Origin of the sequence: Caballeronia sp. SEWSISQ10-4 2 (assembly GCF_030464885.1) — a bacterium.
Lineage (GTDB): Bacteria > Pseudomonadota > Gammaproteobacteria > Burkholderiales > Burkholderiaceae > Caballeronia.
On the sequence record NZ_JALPRJ010000002.1, the window covers coordinates 97057 to 116228 of the forward strand.

Genomic DNA, 19172 nt, shown 5'->3' on the forward strand with positions numbered 1-19172 from the left:
CTCCAGGGAGATTTGGCAAATGAAGAAGTTCTCGCAAATTGCAATGGTTGGCGCGCTCGCTTTCGCGTTCGCGGGCGCAGCAATGGCTCAGTCGGGTGGCGGCGGTTCGAAGACGGACACCAGCAAGCCTGCTGTAAGCCCCACGCAACCGAAGCCGCACCTGCCGCACTTCAAACATCATAAGAAAGCAGCATCGGAAACGGGCGGCACGACGTTGCATCAGCAAGACAAGGCATCGCACCTGAAGGGCGCCTCGGCTGCAGCAGCCGCGTCGGCCATGGGCACGAACGATAAGGGCGCACCGCAGTAAGCGGCTCAGCCTGGCAGCAAGGCGCGCGGGGCGACAAGCTTCGTGCGCGGGATGCGGCGGCACGTGCAAGCGTGCCGCCGAATTGTTTTTGGGCGGCAGAACGTTAAGTGCGCCTCGTCCCGCGCGTATTCATCACATCACATTACATCTCGCCGCGCACGCACTGCAGCGCGCAATCCACCAGGCCGCGGATCAGCCGGTCACGCACCGACGCCCGTTTCCAGAGCACGCCGAAGCGGCGCGGCTCCGATTCCATCGGCAAGCTGAGCCGGGCGATGCGCAATGCGCTCGTCATCGGCGAGGCGACATCGGGGGCAAGAGACACTCCCAGCCCGCAATCCACCATCATCGCGATGGCTGCGAGCGAACTCAGCTCGAAACGCTCGTTCGGCACGATGCCGACGCGCCTCAGATACCGCTCAGCCTCCTTGCCGCCGGCCAGCGACCGGTCGTAGCGGATCAATGGCTCGCGCGCGAGCAGGTCATGCGCATCATGCTTCGCGAGCCGCTGCGGCGCGATCACCACCAGCGGTTCCTCGCGCAACAATTCCCACACGAAGGTTTTCGGCATGGCGAAGGCGGGATGCGTGCAGACGGCGGCATCGACGTCGCCTTGTTGCAATGCTTCATACAATTCCGTCGATGTCCCCGACTGGATGAACACCTTCACCTGCGGATGAGCGGTGACGAAACGCGCGAGGATGTCCGGCAGCAAGCTATGCAACGCCGTATTGATCGTGCCGAGCCTGAGTTCACCGGTCGCGTATTCGTTGTTGGCGAGGATTTTCAGGTCGGCGAGCTCGCGCAGCAAACCTCGCGATTGGGCCACTATGCGACTGCCTGCCGGCGTGACCGACACCGTCCGTCCCGCACGTGCCAGCAGCGGCGCGCCGAACTCGCGTTCGAGCGCACGGATCTGCTGCGCCACCGCGGCGGGCGTCAGGTCTAGGCGGCGGGCGGCTTCCGCCATTGAACCGGTATCGACGACCAGCAGGAAGCTGGTCAGGAACGACGTCTCCATGAAGATACTTTTAGTTGATTTTGAAGGCACATTCTATCGCTTTATCTTCATTGTGCCGATGACTAGACTGGCGGCATGAAAAGCAAACTATTCGTTCCGGCCTCGCGGCCCGAACTGTTCGCCAAAGCCTTGGCGAGCGAGGCAGACGCCCTTTCTTTCGATCTCGAAGATGCTGTATCCGAGGCGCGCAAGCCTGAAGCGCGAGCGCATCTTCGCGACTTCCTGCTGCAGTCCTCAGACGCCCTGAATGCTTCGGACCGGTTCGGTGGCAAGACGCTGATCGTGCGAGTGAATGCCATCGATTCACCTCATTTCGAAGCCGATCTTGCCGCTGTCGTGCAGACGGGCGTCAACCTGATCAATTTGCCGAAACCGCGCAATGCCGACGATGTACGGGCAGCTGCGATTGCGCTCGATGCCGCCGAACGTGCTAATGGCGTGTCGGAGCCGATCGGCTTGCTGCTGAATATCGAATCGCCGGGCGCGTTGCGGCGCGCGTTTGAACTGGCCAGCGCGCATCCTCGCGTGAAAGGCTTGCAGCTTGGGCTGGGCGACTTGTTCGAGCCGCTTGGCATTGCGCGGCGGGAGAACGCCGCGATCCAGCAGGCGATGTTCGCGCTCAGCATGGCGGCAGGCGAGGCGTGCGTGTTCGCCTACGACTCGGCGTTCGCCGATATCCGCGACCAGGCTGGGTTCCAGGCTGAGGCGCGGCTGGCTCGCAGTCTTGGGTTTATAGGCAAGAGTTGCATTCATCCGAGCCAGATCGCGCTCGCCAATGAAATATTCCAGCCGACGCCCGATGAAATCGCTCACGCGCAACGGGTGGTCGAAGCGGCGGCCGAAGCCGACACAACAGGCCGGGGCGCATATGTGGTCGATGGCAAGATGATCGATGGCCCGTTTGTCGCGCGGGCGCGGGCGATCGTGGCGCAGGCGGCTTTGAAGCGAGACCGGGGGGCGCAGCCATGAGTGCATCATCCCGCAGACCCGATGGCGCGCGTGGTCCGTTGAGCGGCATCCGCGTGCTCGACTTGAGCGCGTATATTGCCGGGCCTTATGGTTGTAGTCTGCTCGCCGACCAGGGTGCCGAAGTCATCAAGATCGAGCCGCCCGCTGGCGACAACCTCCGCAAATATCCATCGACGCTCGAGAGCGAAAGCCGCGCGTTTCTCGGCGTGAACCGCAGCAAGCTCGGCCTCGCGCTCGACCTGAAACAACCCGAGGGACTTGCCGCGCTGAAGGCGCTGGTCGCATCCGCCGACGTGCTCGTGCACAACTTCCGGCCGAGCGTGCCGGTGCGGCTGGGTATCGATTATGAGCAACTGAAGCTGCTCAACCCCCGGCTCATTTACTGCGCCGTGACAGGGTATGGAGAAACCGGGCCGCTCAAGGACAAGGCCGGTTACGACCAGGTGCTGCAAACCATGACGGGCATGTGCGCGATGCAAGGCAAGAGCGGCGGCCCGCCCGAAGTGCTGTATGGATCGGTGGTGGATTACTATGCGGCGGCGCTGGTGGCCGGCGGCGTGGCTTCCGCGCTGTTCGAGCGCGAGCGCAGCGGCGAAGGGCAATACGTCGGCGTGTCGCTGTTGCGCAGCGCGCTCGCCATGCAGTCGGCGCGTCTCGTCTGGGCCGACAGCGAACCCCGCGAAGTCGGCCGCGACATGCGCTCGGGCGGCATCACCGGTATTCATCCGACCCGCGAGGGTCATCTCTACATCTCGGCCAATACACCGCATTTCTGGCAGGCGCTGTGCCGCAAGACGGGCCTCGATGCGCTAGCCGCCGACCCGCGTTTCGATACCGTGAGGAAACGCGCGCTTCACGTCGATGAGATCGTGCCGCAGCTCCACGCCGCGTTGCAGGCGAAGAGCGCGCGGGAATGGGAAGCACTGTTCGGCGAAGAGGTGCCGTGCGCGGCGGCGCGTACGATCGAAGACATGTTCGACGACCCGCAGGTGCTGGCTGAAGACATGATCGCGACGTACGAGCATCCGGTGGTGGGGCGATATCGGGGCCTCAAGCGCGCGATCCGGTTCGGCCGCACGCCCGGTCCCGAGCCTTTTGCCGCGCCCACGTTCGGCCAGGATTCGGAGCAGGTGCTGAGCGAACAAGGAGTGTCGCGTGAGGACATCGAAGCGCGCCGGGCGAAGCGCGTGATTGAATAAAAAAGCGGAGACAACTCATGCCCACGATCACCCCGCCGCCGCTTGCCTGCGATGCCCACATGCACGTTTTCGATGCCCGCTTTCCGCACAGCGGCACGATGGTGAACGATGCTACCGCAGAGGTTTATCGCCGCGAGTTCCAGGCGCGCATTGGCACGACGCGTACGGTGGTCGTGACGCCGCGCATCTATGGCGTCGACAACCGCGTGACACTCGACGCGATCCAGCAACTCGGCGCCGAGCGCACGCGTGGTGTGGCTGTGTTGCGGCCCGACGTCATCGACGCAGAACTGGTCACGCTGCATGCGGGCGGTATCCGTGGGATTCGTTTCACACTGTACACGCCGGCGCAGGCGGTGGTTGGCTTCGAGATGGTGGAGTCGCTCTCGCAGCGGGTGAACGAACTCGGCTGGCATGTTCAGTTGCACTGGACCGCCGCGCAGATTGTCGACCATGAGGCATTGCTGAAACGCCTGCCGTCCAGGATTGTCTTCGATCACCTCGCGCGTTTGCCTGTCCCGGAGGGTATCGACCATCCGGCGTTCAGCATTGTGCGCGCGCTGCTGGACAGTGGCCGCGCGTGGCTGAAGTTGTCGGGTCCGTATCTCGATTCGCGCGTGGGCGAAGCGCAACGCTATAGCGATATGGACCGCACTGCGCGCGCCTGGGTCAATGCAGCGCCTGAGCGGCTGGTATGGGGAAGCGACTGGCCGCACACGACGGAAACAGCCAAACCCGACGATGCCGCGCTGTTCGAGTTGCTTGCGCACTGGGTGGAAAACCCCGCGCAACGCCAAGCCATTCTCGTCGATAACCCCGCGACGCTCTATGATTTCTGACTCCGCCGCACGTTAAAACAACCAACAACAACCACAAGGAGACTGACATGAAACCGGCGAGCGCTTCACCAACGGGTGGTGGCGGTAAAACGCGTTTCACCAACGCGACCATCGATCTCTTCGAGCGCGTCATTCCCGACCCGTTCGTCCTCGCGATCCTGATCACTGCGTTTGTTGCGGTGGTGTCCGCATTGTTTGCGCCGCACGCATCGTTCATGGGGATTGTCGGCGGCTGGTACAAGGGTTTCTTCGACATCCTTACTTTTGCATTCCAGATCACGCTGATACTCGTTACCGGCCACGCGTTTGCGCACGCGCCGCCTGTGCAGCGGCTTTTTCGCGCGGTCGTTTCCATCGCTCGCACGCCGGTTCAGGCAGCGACGCTCACTTTTGTGTCGGTGGCGGCTGCGTCGTTTTTCAACTGGGGTTTCGGGCTCGTGGTCGCGGCGCTGCTCGCACGCGAAGTCGCGAAGCGCATGCGCGTCGACTTCGCCTGGATCGTGGCGGCCGGGTTCTCCGGCTGGGTGGTGTGGGCGAGCGGCATCTCGAGCTCGATCGCGCTGGCCCAGGCGACGCACGGCAGCGCGATGAACGTCGTCGAAAAGCTGACTGGGCAGGTGCTGCCGTTCAGCAGCACTGTGTTCACCGCGTTCAATCTGGTGCCGACGATCGTGATGCTGGTCGCCACGCCGATCGTGCTCGCTTTCCTCAAGCCCGCCGATGAAGACATCGTCGTACTCGATCTCGACAAGAATCCCGATCCGCCCGCCAAGACCCGTCCTGCGGGCAAACTTACGCCGGCAAAGTGGCTTGAGTATTCGTGGGTGGGCAGCGTGTTTATCGGCGCGGCGGGCGTGTCGTTCCTCGCGATCGCGTGGATCCACAAGACGAGCTTCAGCGGCGTGAATGCGGTGATCTTCGTGATGTTCATAGCGGGCGTGATACTGCACGGTTACCCGCTTGCTTACGCCGATGCCATCAAGAACGCCGCGCGCCAGACCGGGTCGATGATGCTTCAGTACCCGCTTTACGGCGGCATCATGGGGATCATGGATGCGACCGGTTTGCCCGACGTGCTGTCGCATTTCTTCATCGCAATTTCGAACGCGCACACGCTGCCGTTCTGGAGCTACGTGTGTTCGTTGCTGGTGACCTTCCTTGTGCCGTCGGGCGGCGGGCACTGGGCGGTGCAGGGCCCGTTCGTGGTGCCGGCGGCGGTTGCGTTGCATGCATCGGTGCCCGGCACGACGATGGCAGTCGCAATGGGCGAACAAGTGTCCAACATGCTGCAGCCGTTCTGGGCCGCACCGGTCGTGGCGATGGCGGGCGTCGGCGTGCAGCGTGTGCTCGGCTTCACGGTCATGACCTTCCTGCTCGGCGCCGTGGTGTACGGCGCGGCCTTGCTGTTGCTGATCTAAGCGTTCGCACGACATAAAAACGAAGCCATGGAGGCTTGAATGGAGACGTCTGAAACACGCAATGCCCCCGCCACGGCGCGGGCAAGCGCTGCGGTCTGGAGAGAGCGCTGGTGGGTCATATTCGATGTCCGTATTGGCGTGTTGCCCTTGCCGGTTTATATCGTGCTGCTGCTGGTGCTCGCCGCGATGGCCGCCCGCGGCAAACTCGACGCCGATCTGCCGACTGGCATCGCGCTGGTCGCCGTCGGCGGTTTTACGTGCGCCGAACTTGCGCGGCGCATTCCGTGGATCCGCCACATTGGCGCGACGTCGATCTTCGCCGCCTTCCTGCCCTCGGCGCTGATCTACTACCACCTGATGCCGGCAAGTGTTGTCAAGGCGGTGACATCGTTCACGAAGAGCACCAATTTTCTCTACCTCTTTATCGCCGCGATCATTGTGGGCAGCGTGCTCAGCATGGATCGGCAGACGCTGATCAAAGGCTTCGTGAAGATCTTCGTGCCGGTGTGCGCCGGTTCGCTGGCGGCAGCGCTCGTAGGCACGGGGGTGGGCGCGGTGCTCGGTTTAGGTGCGAAACACACGTTGTTTTTTGTGGTCGTGCCGATCATGGCGGGTGGCGTGGGTGAAGGCGCATTGCCGCTGTCGATGGGTTACGCGCAAACGCTCGGCGTGGAGCAGGGACCGCTATTCGCGCAGGTGTTGTCCGCGGTCATGCTCGGCAACATTGCGGCTATTTGCTGCGCGGGTTTCCTGAACTATGTCGGTACGAGGAAGCCGGCCTGGACCGGCAACGGCCAACTGACGCGCAGTGGCGATCGTTCGCAAGCAGAGGCATCGCCGGCGGCACCGGTATCGTTTGAATTCGATGTCAGCTCAGTCGCCGCAGCAGGCGCCACCGCGATCGCTCTGTATCTGGTCGGGCAGTTGAGTCATCAATGGTTCGGCTGGCCCGCGCCGGTGGTCATGCTGCTGCTGGTCGTCGCCGCGCAGTTGCTGCAAGCGGTGTCGCCCCGCGTGCGCGGCGGCGCGCGGTTCATGTATTCGTTCTTTTCCACCGCCGTCACTTACCCGCTGATGTTCGCGATCAGCGTCGCCATGACGCCTTGGGGTGAGATCGTCACGGCGTTTCACTGGGCCAATATCGTGACGGCCGTGGTGACGGTGCAGACGCTGGTGGTGACGGGCTTCGGCGTGGGCCGGCTGATGGGCATGCATCCGGTGGAAGCGGCGATGGTCAACGCAACCCACAGCGGCCTTGGCGGCACGGGCGATGTCGCAATCCTGACGGCGGGCAATCGCATGGAGCTGATGCCGTTTGCGCAGATCGCGACGCGTATCGGCGGGGCGATCACGGTGATGGCCGCGCTGGCGGTGTTCGCTTATATGCGCTGAACGCTTAGCTGCGGTAACGCACGCGCCTTCATTCTCCGCGCTGGCTCAGTCCCTTTACGATCACGCCAACAAACGCCTCCGTCACGGGCGGCAACGTCCGTCCGCGCTTTTTCACGAGCGCGATGGACCGCACGAACCCCGGTTCATCGATAACCCGCGTCACCAGACTTGGCTCCGCTCGCACTTCGCGCGCCGAGCGCGGCAGGATGGTCACGCCGAGCCCGGCTCGCACCATCGCGACCGCGGTCATCATGTAGGTCGGCTCGCAGGTGGGCACGGGCGCGCAACCTGCGTCCTCGAGAGCGGCGTCCACGACAGCTCGCACGCTGGTCCCCGCTGCGGTCAGCACCAGCGGATAGCGCACGATCTCCGCCAAGCCGATCCGCCGCTCCGCCGTCAGCGGATGCCCTTGCGGGCACACGACGCACAACCGGTCCTCGCCGGCGTGCAGCACTTCCAGCGATGCATCGGTGAGCTCCCCGCCGGTCAGGCCCACGTCCACGTCCTCGTTACGCACCAGCGCATTGACCACGCTCGCGACCACATCGCGGATCTGAAACGATACGTGCGGCAACTCGCGCCTGAATTCCTGGATCAGATCGGGCAGCAAACTCGCGGCGAACGACGGCAGGCACGCGAGCCGCACCGTGCCAGTGGAACCGTCGCTGAGCGCGCGGGCGTCGTGGAGAACCTGCTCCATGTCGCCGAGCGACTTTTGCAGGACCGGCAGCAGGTCGCGCCCAACAGGCGTCAACGCGACGCTGCGGCTATTGCGGTCGAATAACCGCGCGCCGAGGGTTTCTTCAAGACGCCGGATCTGCACCGTCAACGCAGGTTGCGACAGATGCAGGCGCACAGCCGCGCGCGTGAAACTGCCCGCCTGCGCCACGGCGATGAACGCACGGATGTCGCGGAGATTCAGATCCATGGTTTTCGACTATTACGAAACGTGATTGCTGCCATCAAATCATTTCAATTGTTTTATTGACGTCTCGAAATTACGCTTGGATCTAATAAAAAACAAGATCGGAGACAAACATCGTGCTGCCATTGCTCGGCCTTGCCACTATCGTCGTCCTGCTTGCGGCGATCCTTTCCAAACGAATGTCGCCGCTGGTCGCGCTGATCATCGTGCCGATAGCGGCGTCGCTGATCGGCGGCTTCGGGCTGCAGACCAGCAAGTTTGTCATCGACGGGCTGAAGAGCCTTGCGCCTGTCGTCGGCATGTTCGTGTTCGCGATCCTGTACTTCGGCACGATCACCGATGCCGGTACGCTCGATCCGATCATCGATCGCATCCTGCGTACGGTCGGCACGCGGCCGACGCGCATCGTGATGGGCACGACGCTGCTCGCGTTGCTGATTCACCTCGACGGTTCGGGCGCGGTCTGTTTTCTCGTGACCATCCCCGCGATGCTGCCGCTTTACGATCGCCTCAAGATGGACCGGCGCGTGCTGGCCGCGGCGGCATCGATGGCAGCGGGCATCAACTTCTTGCCATGGACCGGGCCGATGATCCGCGCATCGGCGTCGCTGCATCTGCCGATATCCGCGCTGTTTAATCCGCTGATTCCGGTGCAGATCGTGGGCCTCGTATTCGTGTTCGGCGTGTCCTGGTGGCTTGGGCGGCGCGAAGAAAAACGGCTAGGTTATTCGGTCGCCGATGGTGACGTCCCGATGCCGCAACGCGAACTCACCGATGAACAAAAGGCGCTGCGCCGCCCGAAGAATTTCTGGTTCAACATCGTGCTGACGCTGGTGGTGCTCGGCACGATGGTGGTGATGGGCGAGAAGATTCCGCCGGCGATCATGTTCATGGTCGGGTTGTGCATCGCGTTGCTCGTCAACTATCCGAACGTGGATATGCAGCGCCAGCGTGTCGATGCCCACGCGCGCGCCGCGTTGATGATGGCCGGCATTCTGCTCGCAGCGGGCGTGTTCACCGGCGTGATGCAAGGCAGCGGCATGCTCAAGGCGATGGCGCAGGCGGCGGTCGGTTTCGTGCCGCCATCGATGGCTACGCATATTCCCGTCGTGCTCGGTTTCCTGTCGATGCCGCTCAGCATGCTCTTCGATCCCGACTCGTTTTACTTCGGCGTGCTGCCCGTGATTGCGGAAGTGGCGGGGCAGCTTGGCGTGCCCGCCGTGCATGTCGGGCAGGCCGCATTGCTCGGCCAGATGACGACGGGGTTTCCGGTGAGCCCGCTCACACCCGCGACGTTTCTCGTTGTCGGATTGACCGGCATCGATCTCGCCGATCATCAGAAATTCACGTTTCCGCTGTTGTTCGGCGCATCGATCGTGATGACGATCGCGTCTGTGGTGATGGGGATATTTCCTCTTTGAGCGCGGTTTTGTACGCGTTCTTGAACGCAAGGAATGAGCATGATTGCTGCAACTAAAGAAGGCCGCGTCCGGATCGGCGCGGGTGCGGGTTACTCGGGCGATCGCATTGAACCCGCGGTCGAACTGGCCGAACATGGCGCGCTCGACTATCTCGTGTTCGAGTGCCTGGCCGAGCGCACCATCGCGCTTGCGCAACAGGCGCGGCGGGGGAATCCGGAACTGGGTTATGACCCGCTGCTCGACGCCAGAATGCGCGCGGTGCTGCCTGCGGCCGTACGTAACGGCGTGCGGATCATCTCGAACATGGGCGCGGCAAACCCGCTGGCGGCGGCGCGCAAGACGGCATCGATAGCTAAAGATCTGGGTTTGAACGGCCTGAAAATTGCGGCCGTCAGTGGCGACGATGTACTCGATGTCGTCAGGCAAGGAACGTATCGATTCGAGGAATCCGGCGATAGCGTGGCGGACTACGACAGCAAGCTCGTGTCCGCGAATGCGTATCTGGGCGCAGCGCCGATTGTCGATGCACTGCAGACTGGCGCCGATGTCGTGCTCACCGGCCGCGCGGCCGATCCATCGCTTTTCACCGCACCGCTGATCCATGCGTTCGGCTGGGCGATGGACGATTGGAACACGCTTGGTCAAGCGACGGTGGTGGGACATCTACTCGAATGCGCCGGACAGATCACGGGTGGTTATTTCGCCGATCCCGGCTTCAAGGACGTGCCGATGCTCGCGCGCCTCGGCTTTCCGATCGGCGAAGTTGAAGCCGATGGTTCCGTCACGATTACCAAGGTCGCACATGCGGGCGGCCGCGTGACAGAGGCCACGTGCAAAGAGCAACTCCTGTACGAGATCCACGATCCTCGCAGATATCTCCAGCCCGATGTCGTTGCCGACTTCACGCAAGTCCGCGTGGTGGAAGAAGCTGCGGATCGGGTACGTGTGAGCGGCGGGCGCGGGACATTGCGCACCGGGACGTTGAAGGTAACGGTCGCCTACGTGGATGGGTTCATCGGCGAGGGGCAGATTTCTTATGGCGGTCCGGGTGCGGTCGCGCGGGCGAAGCTGGCGCTCGAGATCGTGCGTGAGCGGCTGGCGATAACGGGCGTTTCGGCGAGCGAACTGCGCTTCGATCTGATTGGCATCGATTCACTGCACGGCGCGACGCCCGGCGGGCGTCACGCGGAACCGTACGAAGTCCGCGTTCGCATAGCGGGGCGAACGAATTCAATGGCAGAGGCGGTTCGTATCGGCAACGAAGTCGAGACGCTCTATACAAATGGTCCGGCAGGCGGCGGCGGGGTGACGAAGACGGCGCGCGAAGTGATCGCGGTGCAGTCGGTTTTGTTGCCGCGGGAACTCGCGCGGCCATCGTTCGACATGGTGGAGGCTTGAGATGAAACTACGTCAACTGGCCCATTCCCGAACCGGCGACAAGGGCAATACGCTGAATGTATCGGTGATCTGTTACCACGCGCGGCACTACGATCATCTGCTCGCGCACGTCACGCCGGAGCGCGTGAAAGCGCATCTAAGCGATGTCGTGAAGGGTGAGGTGACACGCTTCGAACTACCGGGAATATCGGCGATGAATTTTGTGCTCGGGCGTGCACTGGGTGGTGGCGTGACGCGATCGCTCGCGCTAGACGCACATGGGAAATCGCTGAGTTCAGCGTTGATGGATCTGGAGATTCCGGAGCCTTGAGGATCGCCCGATGCTGAGGCTTGGGATCGTCGTAGCTCATCGGCGCGAACGATCCGAACATCGCCGTCGCGGCTATGCGGCGGCGATGTTTTTAAAACCTTACTCTTCGCTCGCTGCCGCAGTTTTCCGCGGTCGGCGGCTACGCGGAGCCGTTTTACGCGGTGCCCTTGCAGAGGCCTTCTTTGCAGCGGGCGCCGCTGTTTCCTGCTCCGTGCTATCAGCAGGTTCGGCTGAAACTGCAACCGCAGCTTGCTCCTCATGCCGCTCTTGCGGCGCCTTCGCGGCAACTTTCTTCGCGGCGACCTGACGTCCTCGCCGCGCCGCCCCGCGCTTCGGTTGTGGCGCTTCGCGCACTTCACTCAGCCGCGCGAGCGCTTCGTCCTCGAGCTCCTGAATCACTGGCATCGCAGCGATCACCGGTTCTTCAACTGCGGCCGGTTCTTCAACAAATACCGGCGCTCGTTCAAAATACGGTTCGTCGGGCAGAACTTCAGAACGCACTTCGTGACTTTCATGAGTCTCTTCGAAGAGCACCGGTTCGGGCGCGGGTTGCCGTACATTGCGGCCTTTCCTTCGATTCTTCTCGCCGCCCGATTTCGGCTGCGGCCGCGCTTCCCGTTGCACCACGGGCGGTTCAATTTCCCGGACCGTTTCCGTACTGCTAGTCGATTGCGTCCGATACACAAACGCACCCGATTTTTCGTCGCGCCCCACTTCGAGCAGACCACGCAATTGCGCTTCCTCGAGCAGATTGCCGAACGCGCGGAAGCCGTAGTACGACTCGTTGAAATCAGGCTTGCGTCGCTTGATTGCGCTCTTGAGCACCGATGCCCAGATCTTGCCACTTTCGCCTCGCTCCGAGGCGAGATCGTCGAAGGTTTCCACCGCGATGGCGATGGCTTTGGCCTTGCGGTTTTCGAGTTCCTGCTTCGGCTGCCGGTCGTCATCGGACGTACGCCTGGGCGAAGAAGCCGACGCCGCCGCCGCGTTCGCATCCCGGGAATCCCGTGCCTCGCGTGCTTCCCGTTTGGCGATCGCGCGTTGCTGCTCGCGCACGAGGTCGTCGTAGAAAATGAATTCATCGCAGTTCGCGACGAGCAGATCGGAGGTCGAGTTTTTCACGCCCACGCCGATCACCTTCTTCGCGTTCTCGCGCAGCTTCGACACGAGCGGCGAGAAGTCCGAATCGCCGCTGATGATCACGAAGGTATCGACGTGCGATTTCGTGTAGCAGAGATCGAGGGCATCGACGACGAGCCGGATGTCCGCCGAATTCTTGCCCGACTGACGCACGTGCGGAATTTCGATCAGCTCGAAACTGGCTTCGTGCATGGCCGCTTTAAAACCTTTGTAGCGATCCCAGTCGCAATAAGCCTTTTTCACCACGATGCTGCCTTTGAGCAGCAGCCGTTCGAGCACCGGCATGATGTCGAACTTGTCGTATTTCGCGTCGCGCACGCCGAGGGCGACGTTTTCGAAGTCGCAAAACAACGCCATGCTGACGCTATCAGGGGATGAGGCCATAGAAACTCCAGCAGGAATGCCGGGTGTGCACGGCAGTATTAACGAGCGCACATGATATCTGTTTGTGCGGCGGGCTTTGATTTGCGTAGCAGCCGGCAGCCCGTCCGGATGATCATGTAGCGTGTCTTCGTTGACCGGTCGTGCGCGTCGACGCTCCTAGCGCTGTTTGCTCGATCACCCTTGCCAGCGTGTCAAAAGCCGGGCCGATCTGGGCATTGGGAACGCACGCATACCCGAGCAGCAGGCCGCGACGGGCCGGAGTCTCGCCGCTGTAGTACGCCGCCAGTGCCCGCACGATCACGCCGGCATCGTAAGCGGCCGCCGCCACCTCGCGGTCGTTCGCATGATCGGGCAGGCCAAGCACGAGGTGCAGTCCCGCCTCGTCGCCCATCACCGGCAGTTCATTGCCAAAGCGTGCCGTGATCGCATCGATCAGGATTTGCCGGCGCTCGCCGTACAGCGCACGCATGCGGCGCACATGCGAGGTGAGGTGGCCGTCCATGATGAAATCCGTCATCACTGCCTGCTGCATCAACTGACCTTCACGGTACAGCTCCGCGACACCGGTCCGGAACGTATCGACCAGATGTTCCGGCGCGATCATGTAGCCGATACGCAGGCCCGGAAACAGCATCTTTCCCAGACTGCCGACGTAGATCACCTGACCCGCTTCGTCGAGACCCTGCAGCGACGCAAGCGGATGACTGCCGTAGCGGAACTCGCTGTCGTAGTCATCCTCGATGATCCACACCTTGTGCTGGCGCGCGTACTCGAGCAACGTGCGGCGGCGCGCGAGGCTCATCACCATGCCGAGCGGGTATTGATGGGACGGTGTGACTAGCGCGAGCCGCGGCGGGTTTTGCAGATCCTGTTCGCGCGGGTTGAGCCCTTCGTCGTCGACCGGCACCGGCACGAGTTTGATCCCTGAGGACTGCAGCACGCTGCGCGCGCCCCAGTAGCACGGTTCCTCGACCCATGCGCGGTCGCCGACATCGGTCAGGAGACGCACCGCGAGATCGATCGACTGATGGATTCCGGTGGTAATGATGATCTGATCGGGCGTACAGTTCACTGAGCGCGCGACGCGCAGGTAATCCGACAAGGCGCGCCGCAGGGGCCGATAGCCGCCGCCTGGCGCATAGGTCAGCAGATCGGGATTGGCTTCTTTCCACAGCTTTGCCTGCAGGCGGCTCCATGTGCGCGCCGGAAACTCGGCGACATCGGGCACGCCCGGCATGAACGCGCCCCACTGCTTGGGCGACACGCCTGCCTGACCGATCAGGCGGCGGCCGCGCGACGACAGGTCGCCGTGTTCGCGCCGGATGGGAGTGGGCGCGCCTTTGTCGATAGAACCACTAGCCGGCGATGCCCGGCGTGCGTTGACCGCCACGCTGTCGGGCCGCGTATCGGCGACATAAGTGCCGCTGCCCATGGTCGAGATCACGTAGCCTTCGGCCGTCAACTGGTCGTACACGCGCAGTACCGTGTTGCGGGCAATGAGCAGGTCGCCTGCGAGCGTTCGTGAACTGGGCAACTTGGTGCCGGGAGGCAACTGGCCGGTCAGGATCGCCTGCTGCATCAGCCGCAGCACCTGCCGGTAGGAGGGTTCGGCTGCAGCCCGGTCAAGCCGCGCGGAGAGCCAGTCCGACAAGATGACTGTGTCCAAGTGGTTCTATCCAGAATAATGAAATGGTTCCCTATTGTAGAACCGTAAGCGGCTATAGTGGTTCACACATTTGATGCGCTTCCCCTGTTCGGAGGGAGCCAGCCGGGATGGCGAAGGAGACTTGGACCATGAAGACCGAAGACGTGATCGTCAGCTTTCGAGGTGTGCGCAAGACCTATGACGGTGAGACCCTCGTCGTCAAGCAACTCGATCTGGACATCTACCAAGGGGAATTCCTTACCCTGCTCGGGCCATCCGGTTCCGGCAAGACCACCTGCCTGATGATGCTGGCGGGCTTCGAGTTCCCGACAGGCGGCGAGATCTGGCTCGACGGGACGCTGCTCAATACGGTGCCGCCGCACAAGCGGAACATCGGCATGGTGTTCCAGAACTACGCGCTGTTTCCGCATCTGACTGTCGAGCAGAACGTTGCGTATCCGTTGACCGTGCGAAAGCTGTCGGCTGAAGAGCGTGCGTACCGCGTCGATAACGCGCTCAAGATGGTGCGCATGGAGAGCTTCGCAAAGCGCTATCCGGCGCAGTTGTCGGGCGGCCAGCAACAGCGGATCGCGCTGGCGCGTGCGCTTGTGTTCGAACCCAAGCTGGTCTTGATGGATGAGCCGCTCGGCGCGCTCGACAAGCAGTTGCGCGAGCATATGCAGTATGAACTTAAATCACTGCACGAAAAACTCGGCGTGACGTTTGTCTACGTGACGCACGATCAGGGCGAGGCGCTGACCATGTCGGACCGCGTTGCCGTGTTCGACAAGGGCATCGTGCAGCAGCTCGACACTGTTGACCGGCTGTACGAATCGCCCTGCAATGAGTTCGTCGCGAACTTCATCGGCGACAGCAACAAGTTGCGCGGTACGGTGGCGGACGTCGACGGAGACTATTGTGAGTTTCATCTGATCGATGGCACGCGCCTCACGGGCCGCAACATCGGCGGCGCGCGCGCGGGTACGCCGGCGGTGGCGTGCATCCGGCCCGAACGCATGAAGCTTGCGGCCGGCGCATCGCGGGCCGGTACCAACACGCTGGCGGGCGAGGCGCTCGGGCTGATCTATTTCGGTGACCACGTGCGCATGCGATGTGGCTTGCCGGAACAGGACGAGTGCTTTGTCAAGGTGCCGCTCGGCACTCAAGCGCTTAATACCTTTGCGCCAGGCGTTCCGGTCGCGCTCGAGTTTGCGCCTGAGCATCTGCGCGTGTTCGCCGGAGCCTGAGGTTCAGGCGCAAGATAACAACATCACACAGTAGTCACTGGTTAGCACACCATCACAAAGAGGAGGAACACACCATGATGAAGATTGGCAAAACGCGTTGCGCTATCGGTGCTGTCGCACTTGCGCTGGGCGCCGCACAGGTCAGCGCGGCCGAACTGACGGTCGTCAACTTCGGCGGCGCGAACGGCGATGCGCAGAAGGTTGCATTCAACCAGGCATTTGCAACGCAGACCGGCAACGCGGTCACCGCCGTCGAATACGACGGCGAGCAGGCCAAAGTGAAGGCGATGGTCGAAGCGAAGCACGTGAACTGGGACGTCGTCGAAGTCGAATCGGGCGACCTTGGCCGCGGCTGCGACGAGGGCCTGTACGAGAAGTTGGACTGGTCGAAGATCGGCAAGAAATCCGATCTGATTCCGGAAGCGCCGCAAACGTGCGGAGCGGGCATTTTCGTATGGTCGACGGCACTCGCGTACAACGCGGACAAGCTGAAGACCGCGCCGGCCGGCTGGGCTGATTTCTGGGACGTGAAGAAATTCCCCGGCAAGCGCGGCATGCGCAAGGGCGCGCGCTATAACCTCGAATTCGCACTGATGGCCGACGGTGTGGCGCCAAAGGATGTCTACAAGGTGCTCGCGACCAAGGACGGTCAGGATCGCGCGTTCAAGAAGCTTGCCGAACTGAAGCCGAACATCCAGTGGTGGGAAGCGGGCGCACAACCGCCGCAGTTCCTTGTGGCCGGTGACGTGGTGATGTCCACCGCGTACAACGGCCGCATTGACGCCGCGCAGAAGGAAGGCAAGAACCTGAAGGTGGTGTGGAACGGCAGCATTTACGACCTCGACTACTGGGCCATGCCGAAGGGCACGCCGAACAAGGCGCTGGCCGAGCAGTACATTGCGTACACGCTCACGTCGAAGCCGCAACAGGACTACGCGAAGCACATCGCGTACGGTCCGGTGAACGTCGCGGCCATCAAGTCGCTCGATCCGAAGACGCTCGCCAACCTGCCGAACTCGCCGGCCAACGGCAAGAACGCAGTGCTGCAAGACCTGGCGTTCTGGACCGACCATGGCGACGAGCTGGAACAGCGGTTCGCTTCGTGGGCTGCAAAGTAAGCCCTCAGAGATAGCTAAATAGCATAAGCAGGCAACACGGGGGCGCGGTTTCGCGACACACGAAACCGCGCCGCATCGATGCAGGATCCGCGCGCCACTGCGGCGCGCGGCGGGATGCAAGGCAGGGGACAGGTGTGACCACGATGACGATCGCCGCCGATTCATCGCCCGAATCGACGGGTAGACTTAAACGCGAACTGAAGGCCGCCGAGGCGAAAAAGCGCGCGATGGCGCTGCTGCTGATCGCGCCCCTGGCAATTTTCCTGCTGCTGATTTTTGTCGTGCCGATAGCCGCCTTGCTCGCGCGTGCCGTGCAGAACCCCGAGGTGGTTGCGGGCTTGCCGCACACATTGAAAGCGCTCAACGGCTGGGATCGCAAGGCCCCGCCCGCCGACGCCGCTTATGTCGCACTCGCCACCGATCTGCTCGCGATCTCGGACGGTGACGCGATGGGTGCACTGGCGCGACGGTTAAACACCGAAATTCCGGGTTATCGCTCGCTGGTTGCGAAGACGGCGCGCGCGATGCCTTTCGCTGATGCCGATAACCATCCGCTCGTGCTGACGCCCGCCCAGGTTCACGGGAAAATGGTCGAACTGGACCCGCGCTGGGATGACATCGCGTACTGGCAAGCCATCGCGAAGAACGGCAGCGCGTACTCGCCGTTCTACCTGCTGGCGTCTCTCGATCACAAACAAGATGGGCTCGGCCACGTCATCGCGACCGATCCGGATCAACAGATCTATCTCACCGTTTTCAACCGGACTTTCGTGATCGGCGCGGCCGTGACTATCTTCGCACTGCTGCTCGGCTATCCGCTGGCTTACTGGATCTCTACGCTGTCAGCCCGGCGCGCGAACCTGGTGATGATTCTCGTGCTGATTCCGTTCTGGACCTCGATCCTCGTGCGCGTGGCCGCCTGGATCGTGATTCTGCAGGGCGAAGGGCTGGTCAACAAGGCGCTGATTGCGAGCGGGCTGATCCATGATCCGCTTGCGTTGTTGTTCAACCGGGTCGGCGTGTACATCTCGATGACGCACATTCTGCTGCCGTTCATGATCCTGCCGCTCTACAGCGTGATGAAGTCGATCCCGCCGACCTATCAGCGCGCGGCGATTTCCTTGGGCAGCCACCCGTTCGCCGCCTTCTGGCGTGTCTATGTGCCGCAGACCTATCCGGGTATTGGGGCGGGTGCATTGCTGGTGTTCATTCTCGCGATCGGCTACTACATCACGCCGGCGCTGCTCGGAGGACCGAACGACCAGATGGTCAGCTACTACGTCGCGTATTTCACCAACGTGACGATCAACTGGGGCATGGCGTGTGCACTCGGCGCGTTGCTGCTCGCCGCGACGCTCGTGCTGTATGCCGTGTATGGGCGCTTCACGCGCTCGCAACTGAGTCTCGGCTGAACCTGGGCGGAGCCTAAACGATGAAACTTTCCAAACCCCTGTTTGCGCCACACATGTCGATGGTCGATCGCGTGTGGTATTTTGTGCTGCGCGGTCTCGCCGTCCTGACATTGCTGTACCTGATCTTGCCGGTGCTGGCGATCGTACCGCTGTCGTTTTCGTCGAGCACGTTCCTCGTGTATCCCATTCCGGGCTGGTCGCTGCGCTGGTACGAAAACCTGATCGGATCCGCCGAATGGCGCATGGCGGCGAAGAACAGCTTTATCGTGGCGCCGTCGGCTACGGTGGTGGCGACCGTGCTCGGAACGCTGGCAGCGATCGGTCTGACGAAGGCGAACTTTCTCGGCAAAACGCTGCTGATGGCAGTCCTGATCTCGCCGATGATCGTGCCTGTGGTTGTCGTCGGCGTCGGCATGTATCTGTTCTTCGCACCGCTTGGATTGGCGAATACGTATGTTGGGCTGATTCTCGCGCATGCTTCGCTGGGTGTGCCGTTCGTCGTGACGACGGTGGCGGCGACACTGCAGGGCTTCAACTACAACCTGGTGCGCGCGAGCCTGTCGCTCGGCGCGAATCCCGTGACGACGTTCTTTCGCATTACATTGCCGGTGATTGCGCCTGGCGTGATCTCGGGTGCGCTGTTCGCGTTTGCGACATCGTTCGATGAAGTGGTCGTCACGCTGTTCCTCGCCGGGGCGAATCAGACGACGTTGCCGCGTCAGATGTTTACAGGTATCCGCGAAAATATCAGCCCGACCATCGCTGCGCTCGCGACGATTCTGATCGTGTTCTCGACAGGCTTGCTGCTCGCGCTCGAATGGTTGCGTGGGCGCAATGCGGCGCGGGCAGTGGCATAAACGCTGTCCATAACACTGCGATACTTCGATTGTCAAAGGGCGCTGAAGCAATTTTCAGCGCCTTTTTTTGTGCGTCTGGTCTTCCGTTTTTGCTGCCTCGACGACCGTGAGCACTTTCAGTGCGGCACGGCTAGTCAGTCGAGAACCGGCTAGTCCACTGCCTCGGC

Annotated in this window: 17 protein-coding genes; 13 read left to right on the top strand and 4 right to left on the bottom strand. The window is 62.3% G+C overall.

What is annotated here, in order from left to right; translation table 11 throughout:
* The first annotated feature begins 19 nt into the window (after nucleotides 1-19).
* Nucleotides 20-310, top strand: coding sequence for a hypothetical protein (locus tag M0D69_RS02075; protein WP_301780426.1), 291 nt, complete (start codon nucleotides 20-22; stop codon nucleotides 308-310).
* 142 nt (nucleotides 311-452) lie between these two features.
* Here the strand turns inward: M0D69_RS02075 and M0D69_RS02080 are convergent, their stop codons facing one another.
* On the bottom strand, nucleotides 453-1331 hold the full coding sequence (locus M0D69_RS02080; protein WP_301780427.1) for a LysR family transcriptional regulator: 879 nt from the start codon (nucleotides 1329-1331) through the stop codon (nucleotides 453-455).
* Between the two features lie 75 nt (nucleotides 1332-1406).
* On the opposite strand from M0D69_RS02080, the gene M0D69_RS02085 reads away from it, so the two are divergent.
* Genes M0D69_RS02085 through M0D69_RS02105 form a run of 5 tightly spaced genes read left to right on the top strand, consistent with a single transcriptional unit; the run spans nucleotide 1407 to nucleotide 7148 of the window.
* Nucleotides 1407-2300, top strand: a complete 894-nt coding sequence (locus M0D69_RS02085) for a CoA ester lyase (RefSeq protein WP_301780428.1) — start codon at nucleotides 1407-1409, stop codon at nucleotides 2298-2300.
* On the top strand, nucleotides 2297-3499 hold the full coding sequence (locus M0D69_RS02090) for a CaiB/BaiF CoA-transferase family protein (RefSeq protein ID WP_301780429.1): 1203 nt from the start codon (nucleotides 2297-2299) through the stop codon (nucleotides 3497-3499). Before M0D69_RS02085 ends, M0D69_RS02090 begins: the two co-directional genes overlap by 4 nt.
* Before the next feature lie 17 nt (nucleotides 3500-3516).
* A complete protein-coding gene (locus M0D69_RS02095) occupies nucleotides 3517-4338 on the top strand; it encodes an amidohydrolase (protein WP_301780430.1) in 822 nt (273 codons plus the stop codon).
* 47 nt (nucleotides 4339-4385) lie between these two features.
* Nucleotides 4386-5756, top strand: coding sequence for a short-chain fatty acid transporter (locus tag M0D69_RS02100; RefSeq protein ID WP_301780431.1), 1371 nt, complete (start codon nucleotides 4386-4388; stop codon nucleotides 5754-5756).
* A 39-nt stretch (nucleotides 5757-5795) separates the two neighbouring features.
* Entirely contained in the window at nucleotides 5796-7148 is a 1353-nt protein-coding gene (locus tag M0D69_RS02105) for a 2-hydroxycarboxylate transporter family protein (RefSeq protein WP_301780432.1), read from the top strand.
* Between the two features lie 28 nt (nucleotides 7149-7176).
* On the opposite strand, the gene M0D69_RS02110 is transcribed toward M0D69_RS02105, so the two are convergent.
* A complete protein-coding gene (locus tag M0D69_RS02110; RefSeq protein WP_301780433.1) occupies nucleotides 7177-8076 on the bottom strand; it encodes a LysR family transcriptional regulator in 900 nt (299 codons plus the stop codon).
* 113 nt (nucleotides 8077-8189) lie between these two features.
* Here M0D69_RS02110 and M0D69_RS02115 point away from each other — a divergent pair, with 113 nt between their 5' ends.
* From M0D69_RS02115 to M0D69_RS02125, 3 genes are read left to right on the top strand one after another with little or no spacing between them, the layout of a single operon-like run.
* The gene (locus M0D69_RS02115; protein WP_301780434.1) at nucleotides 8190-9494 is read left to right on the top strand and encodes a CitMHS family transporter; all 1305 of its coding nucleotides are present in this window, start codon (nucleotides 8190-8192) and stop codon (nucleotides 9492-9494) included.
* A gap of 33 nt (nucleotides 9495-9527) precedes the next feature.
* The gene (locus M0D69_RS02120) at nucleotides 9528-10892 is read left to right on the top strand and encodes an acyclic terpene utilization AtuA family protein (RefSeq protein ID WP_301780435.1); all 1365 of its coding nucleotides are present in this window, start codon (nucleotides 9528-9530) and stop codon (nucleotides 10890-10892) included.
* Between the two features lies 1 nt (nucleotide 10893).
* A complete protein-coding gene (locus M0D69_RS02125; protein WP_301780436.1) occupies nucleotides 10894-11202 on the top strand; it encodes a hypothetical protein in 309 nt (102 codons plus the stop codon).
* Nucleotides 11203-11301: 99 nt separating this feature from the next.
* On the opposite strand, the gene M0D69_RS02130 is transcribed toward M0D69_RS02125, so the two are convergent.
* Both M0D69_RS02130 and M0D69_RS02135 read right to left on the bottom strand, forming a co-directional pair.
* Nucleotides 11302-12726, bottom strand: a complete 1425-nt coding sequence (locus M0D69_RS02130; protein WP_301780437.1) for an NYN domain-containing protein — start codon at nucleotides 12724-12726, stop codon at nucleotides 11302-11304.
* 112 nt (nucleotides 12727-12838) lie between these two features.
* Nucleotides 12839-14392: a PLP-dependent aminotransferase family protein gene (locus M0D69_RS02135; protein ID WP_301780438.1), complete on the bottom strand. Its 1554-nt coding sequence runs from the start codon at nucleotides 14390-14392 to the stop codon at nucleotides 12839-12841.
* Between the two features lie 128 nt (nucleotides 14393-14520).
* On the opposite strand from M0D69_RS02135, the gene M0D69_RS02140 reads away from it, so the two are divergent.
* The 4 genes from M0D69_RS02140 to M0D69_RS02155 all read left to right on the top strand — a co-directional run bounded on the left by M0D69_RS02140 (nucleotide 14521) and on the right by M0D69_RS02155 (nucleotide 19005).
* A complete protein-coding gene (locus M0D69_RS02140) occupies nucleotides 14521-15618 on the top strand; it encodes an ABC transporter ATP-binding protein (RefSeq protein WP_301780439.1) in 1098 nt (365 codons plus the stop codon).
* Nucleotides 15619-15692: 74 nt separating this feature from the next.
* On the top strand, nucleotides 15693-16736 hold the full coding sequence (locus M0D69_RS02145) for an ABC transporter substrate-binding protein (RefSeq protein WP_301780440.1): 1044 nt from the start codon (nucleotides 15693-15695) through the stop codon (nucleotides 16734-16736).
* A 134-nt stretch (nucleotides 16737-16870) separates the two neighbouring features.
* The gene (locus M0D69_RS02150) at nucleotides 16871-18148 is read left to right on the top strand and encodes an ABC transporter permease (protein WP_301780441.1); all 1278 of its coding nucleotides are present in this window, start codon (nucleotides 16871-16873) and stop codon (nucleotides 18146-18148) included.
* Between the two features lie 20 nt (nucleotides 18149-18168).
* A complete protein-coding gene (locus M0D69_RS02155) occupies nucleotides 18169-19005 on the top strand; it encodes an ABC transporter permease (RefSeq protein WP_301780442.1) in 837 nt (278 codons plus the stop codon).
* Nucleotides 19006-19172: the final 167 nt, after the last annotated feature.

What these genes read in the sequence shown, in the direction of transcription:
- M0D69_RS02110 (WP_301780433.1), bottom strand. Translation starts at nt 8,076, where the DNA reads ATGGATCTGAATCTCCGCGACATCCGTGCGTTCATCGCCGTGGCGCAG.
- M0D69_RS02105 (WP_301780432.1), top strand. Translation starts at nt 5,796, where the DNA reads ATGGAGACGTCTGAAACACGCAATGCCCCCGCCACGGCGCGGGCAAGC.
- M0D69_RS02120 (WP_301780435.1), top strand. Translation starts at nt 9,528, where the DNA reads ATGAGCATGATTGCTGCAACTAAAGAAGGCCGCGTCCGGATCGGCGCG.
- M0D69_RS02090 (WP_301780429.1), top strand. Translation starts at nt 2,297, where the DNA reads ATGAGTGCATCATCCCGCAGACCCGATGGCGCGCGTGGTCCGTTGAGC.
- M0D69_RS02155 (WP_301780442.1), top strand. Translation starts at nt 18,169, where the DNA reads ATGAAACTTTCCAAACCCCTGTTTGCGCCACACATGTCGATGGTCGAT.
- M0D69_RS02130 (WP_301780437.1), bottom strand. Translation starts at nt 12,726, where the DNA reads ATGGCCTCATCCCCTGATAGCGTCAGCATGGCGTTGTTTTGCGACTTC.
- M0D69_RS02075 (WP_301780426.1), top strand. Translation starts at nt 20, where the DNA reads ATGAAGAAGTTCTCGCAAATTGCAATGGTTGGCGCGCTCGCTTTCGCG.
- M0D69_RS02145 (WP_301780440.1), top strand. Translation starts at nt 15,693, where the DNA reads ATGATGAAGATTGGCAAAACGCGTTGCGCTATCGGTGCTGTCGCACTT.
- M0D69_RS02095 (WP_301780430.1), top strand. Translation starts at nt 3,517, where the DNA reads ATGCCCACGATCACCCCGCCGCCGCTTGCCTGCGATGCCCACATGCAC.
- M0D69_RS02140 (WP_301780439.1), top strand. Translation starts at nt 14,521, where the DNA reads ATGAAGACCGAAGACGTGATCGTCAGCTTTCGAGGTGTGCGCAAGACC.
- M0D69_RS02100 (WP_301780431.1), top strand. Translation starts at nt 4,386, where the DNA reads ATGAAACCGGCGAGCGCTTCACCAACGGGTGGTGGCGGTAAAACGCGT.
- M0D69_RS02125 (WP_301780436.1), top strand. Translation starts at nt 10,894, where the DNA reads ATGAAACTACGTCAACTGGCCCATTCCCGAACCGGCGACAAGGGCAAT.
- M0D69_RS02080 (WP_301780427.1), bottom strand. Translation starts at nt 1,331, where the DNA reads ATGGAGACGTCGTTCCTGACCAGCTTCCTGCTGGTCGTCGATACCGGT.
- M0D69_RS02085 (WP_301780428.1), top strand. Translation starts at nt 1,407, where the DNA reads ATGAAAAGCAAACTATTCGTTCCGGCCTCGCGGCCCGAACTGTTCGCC.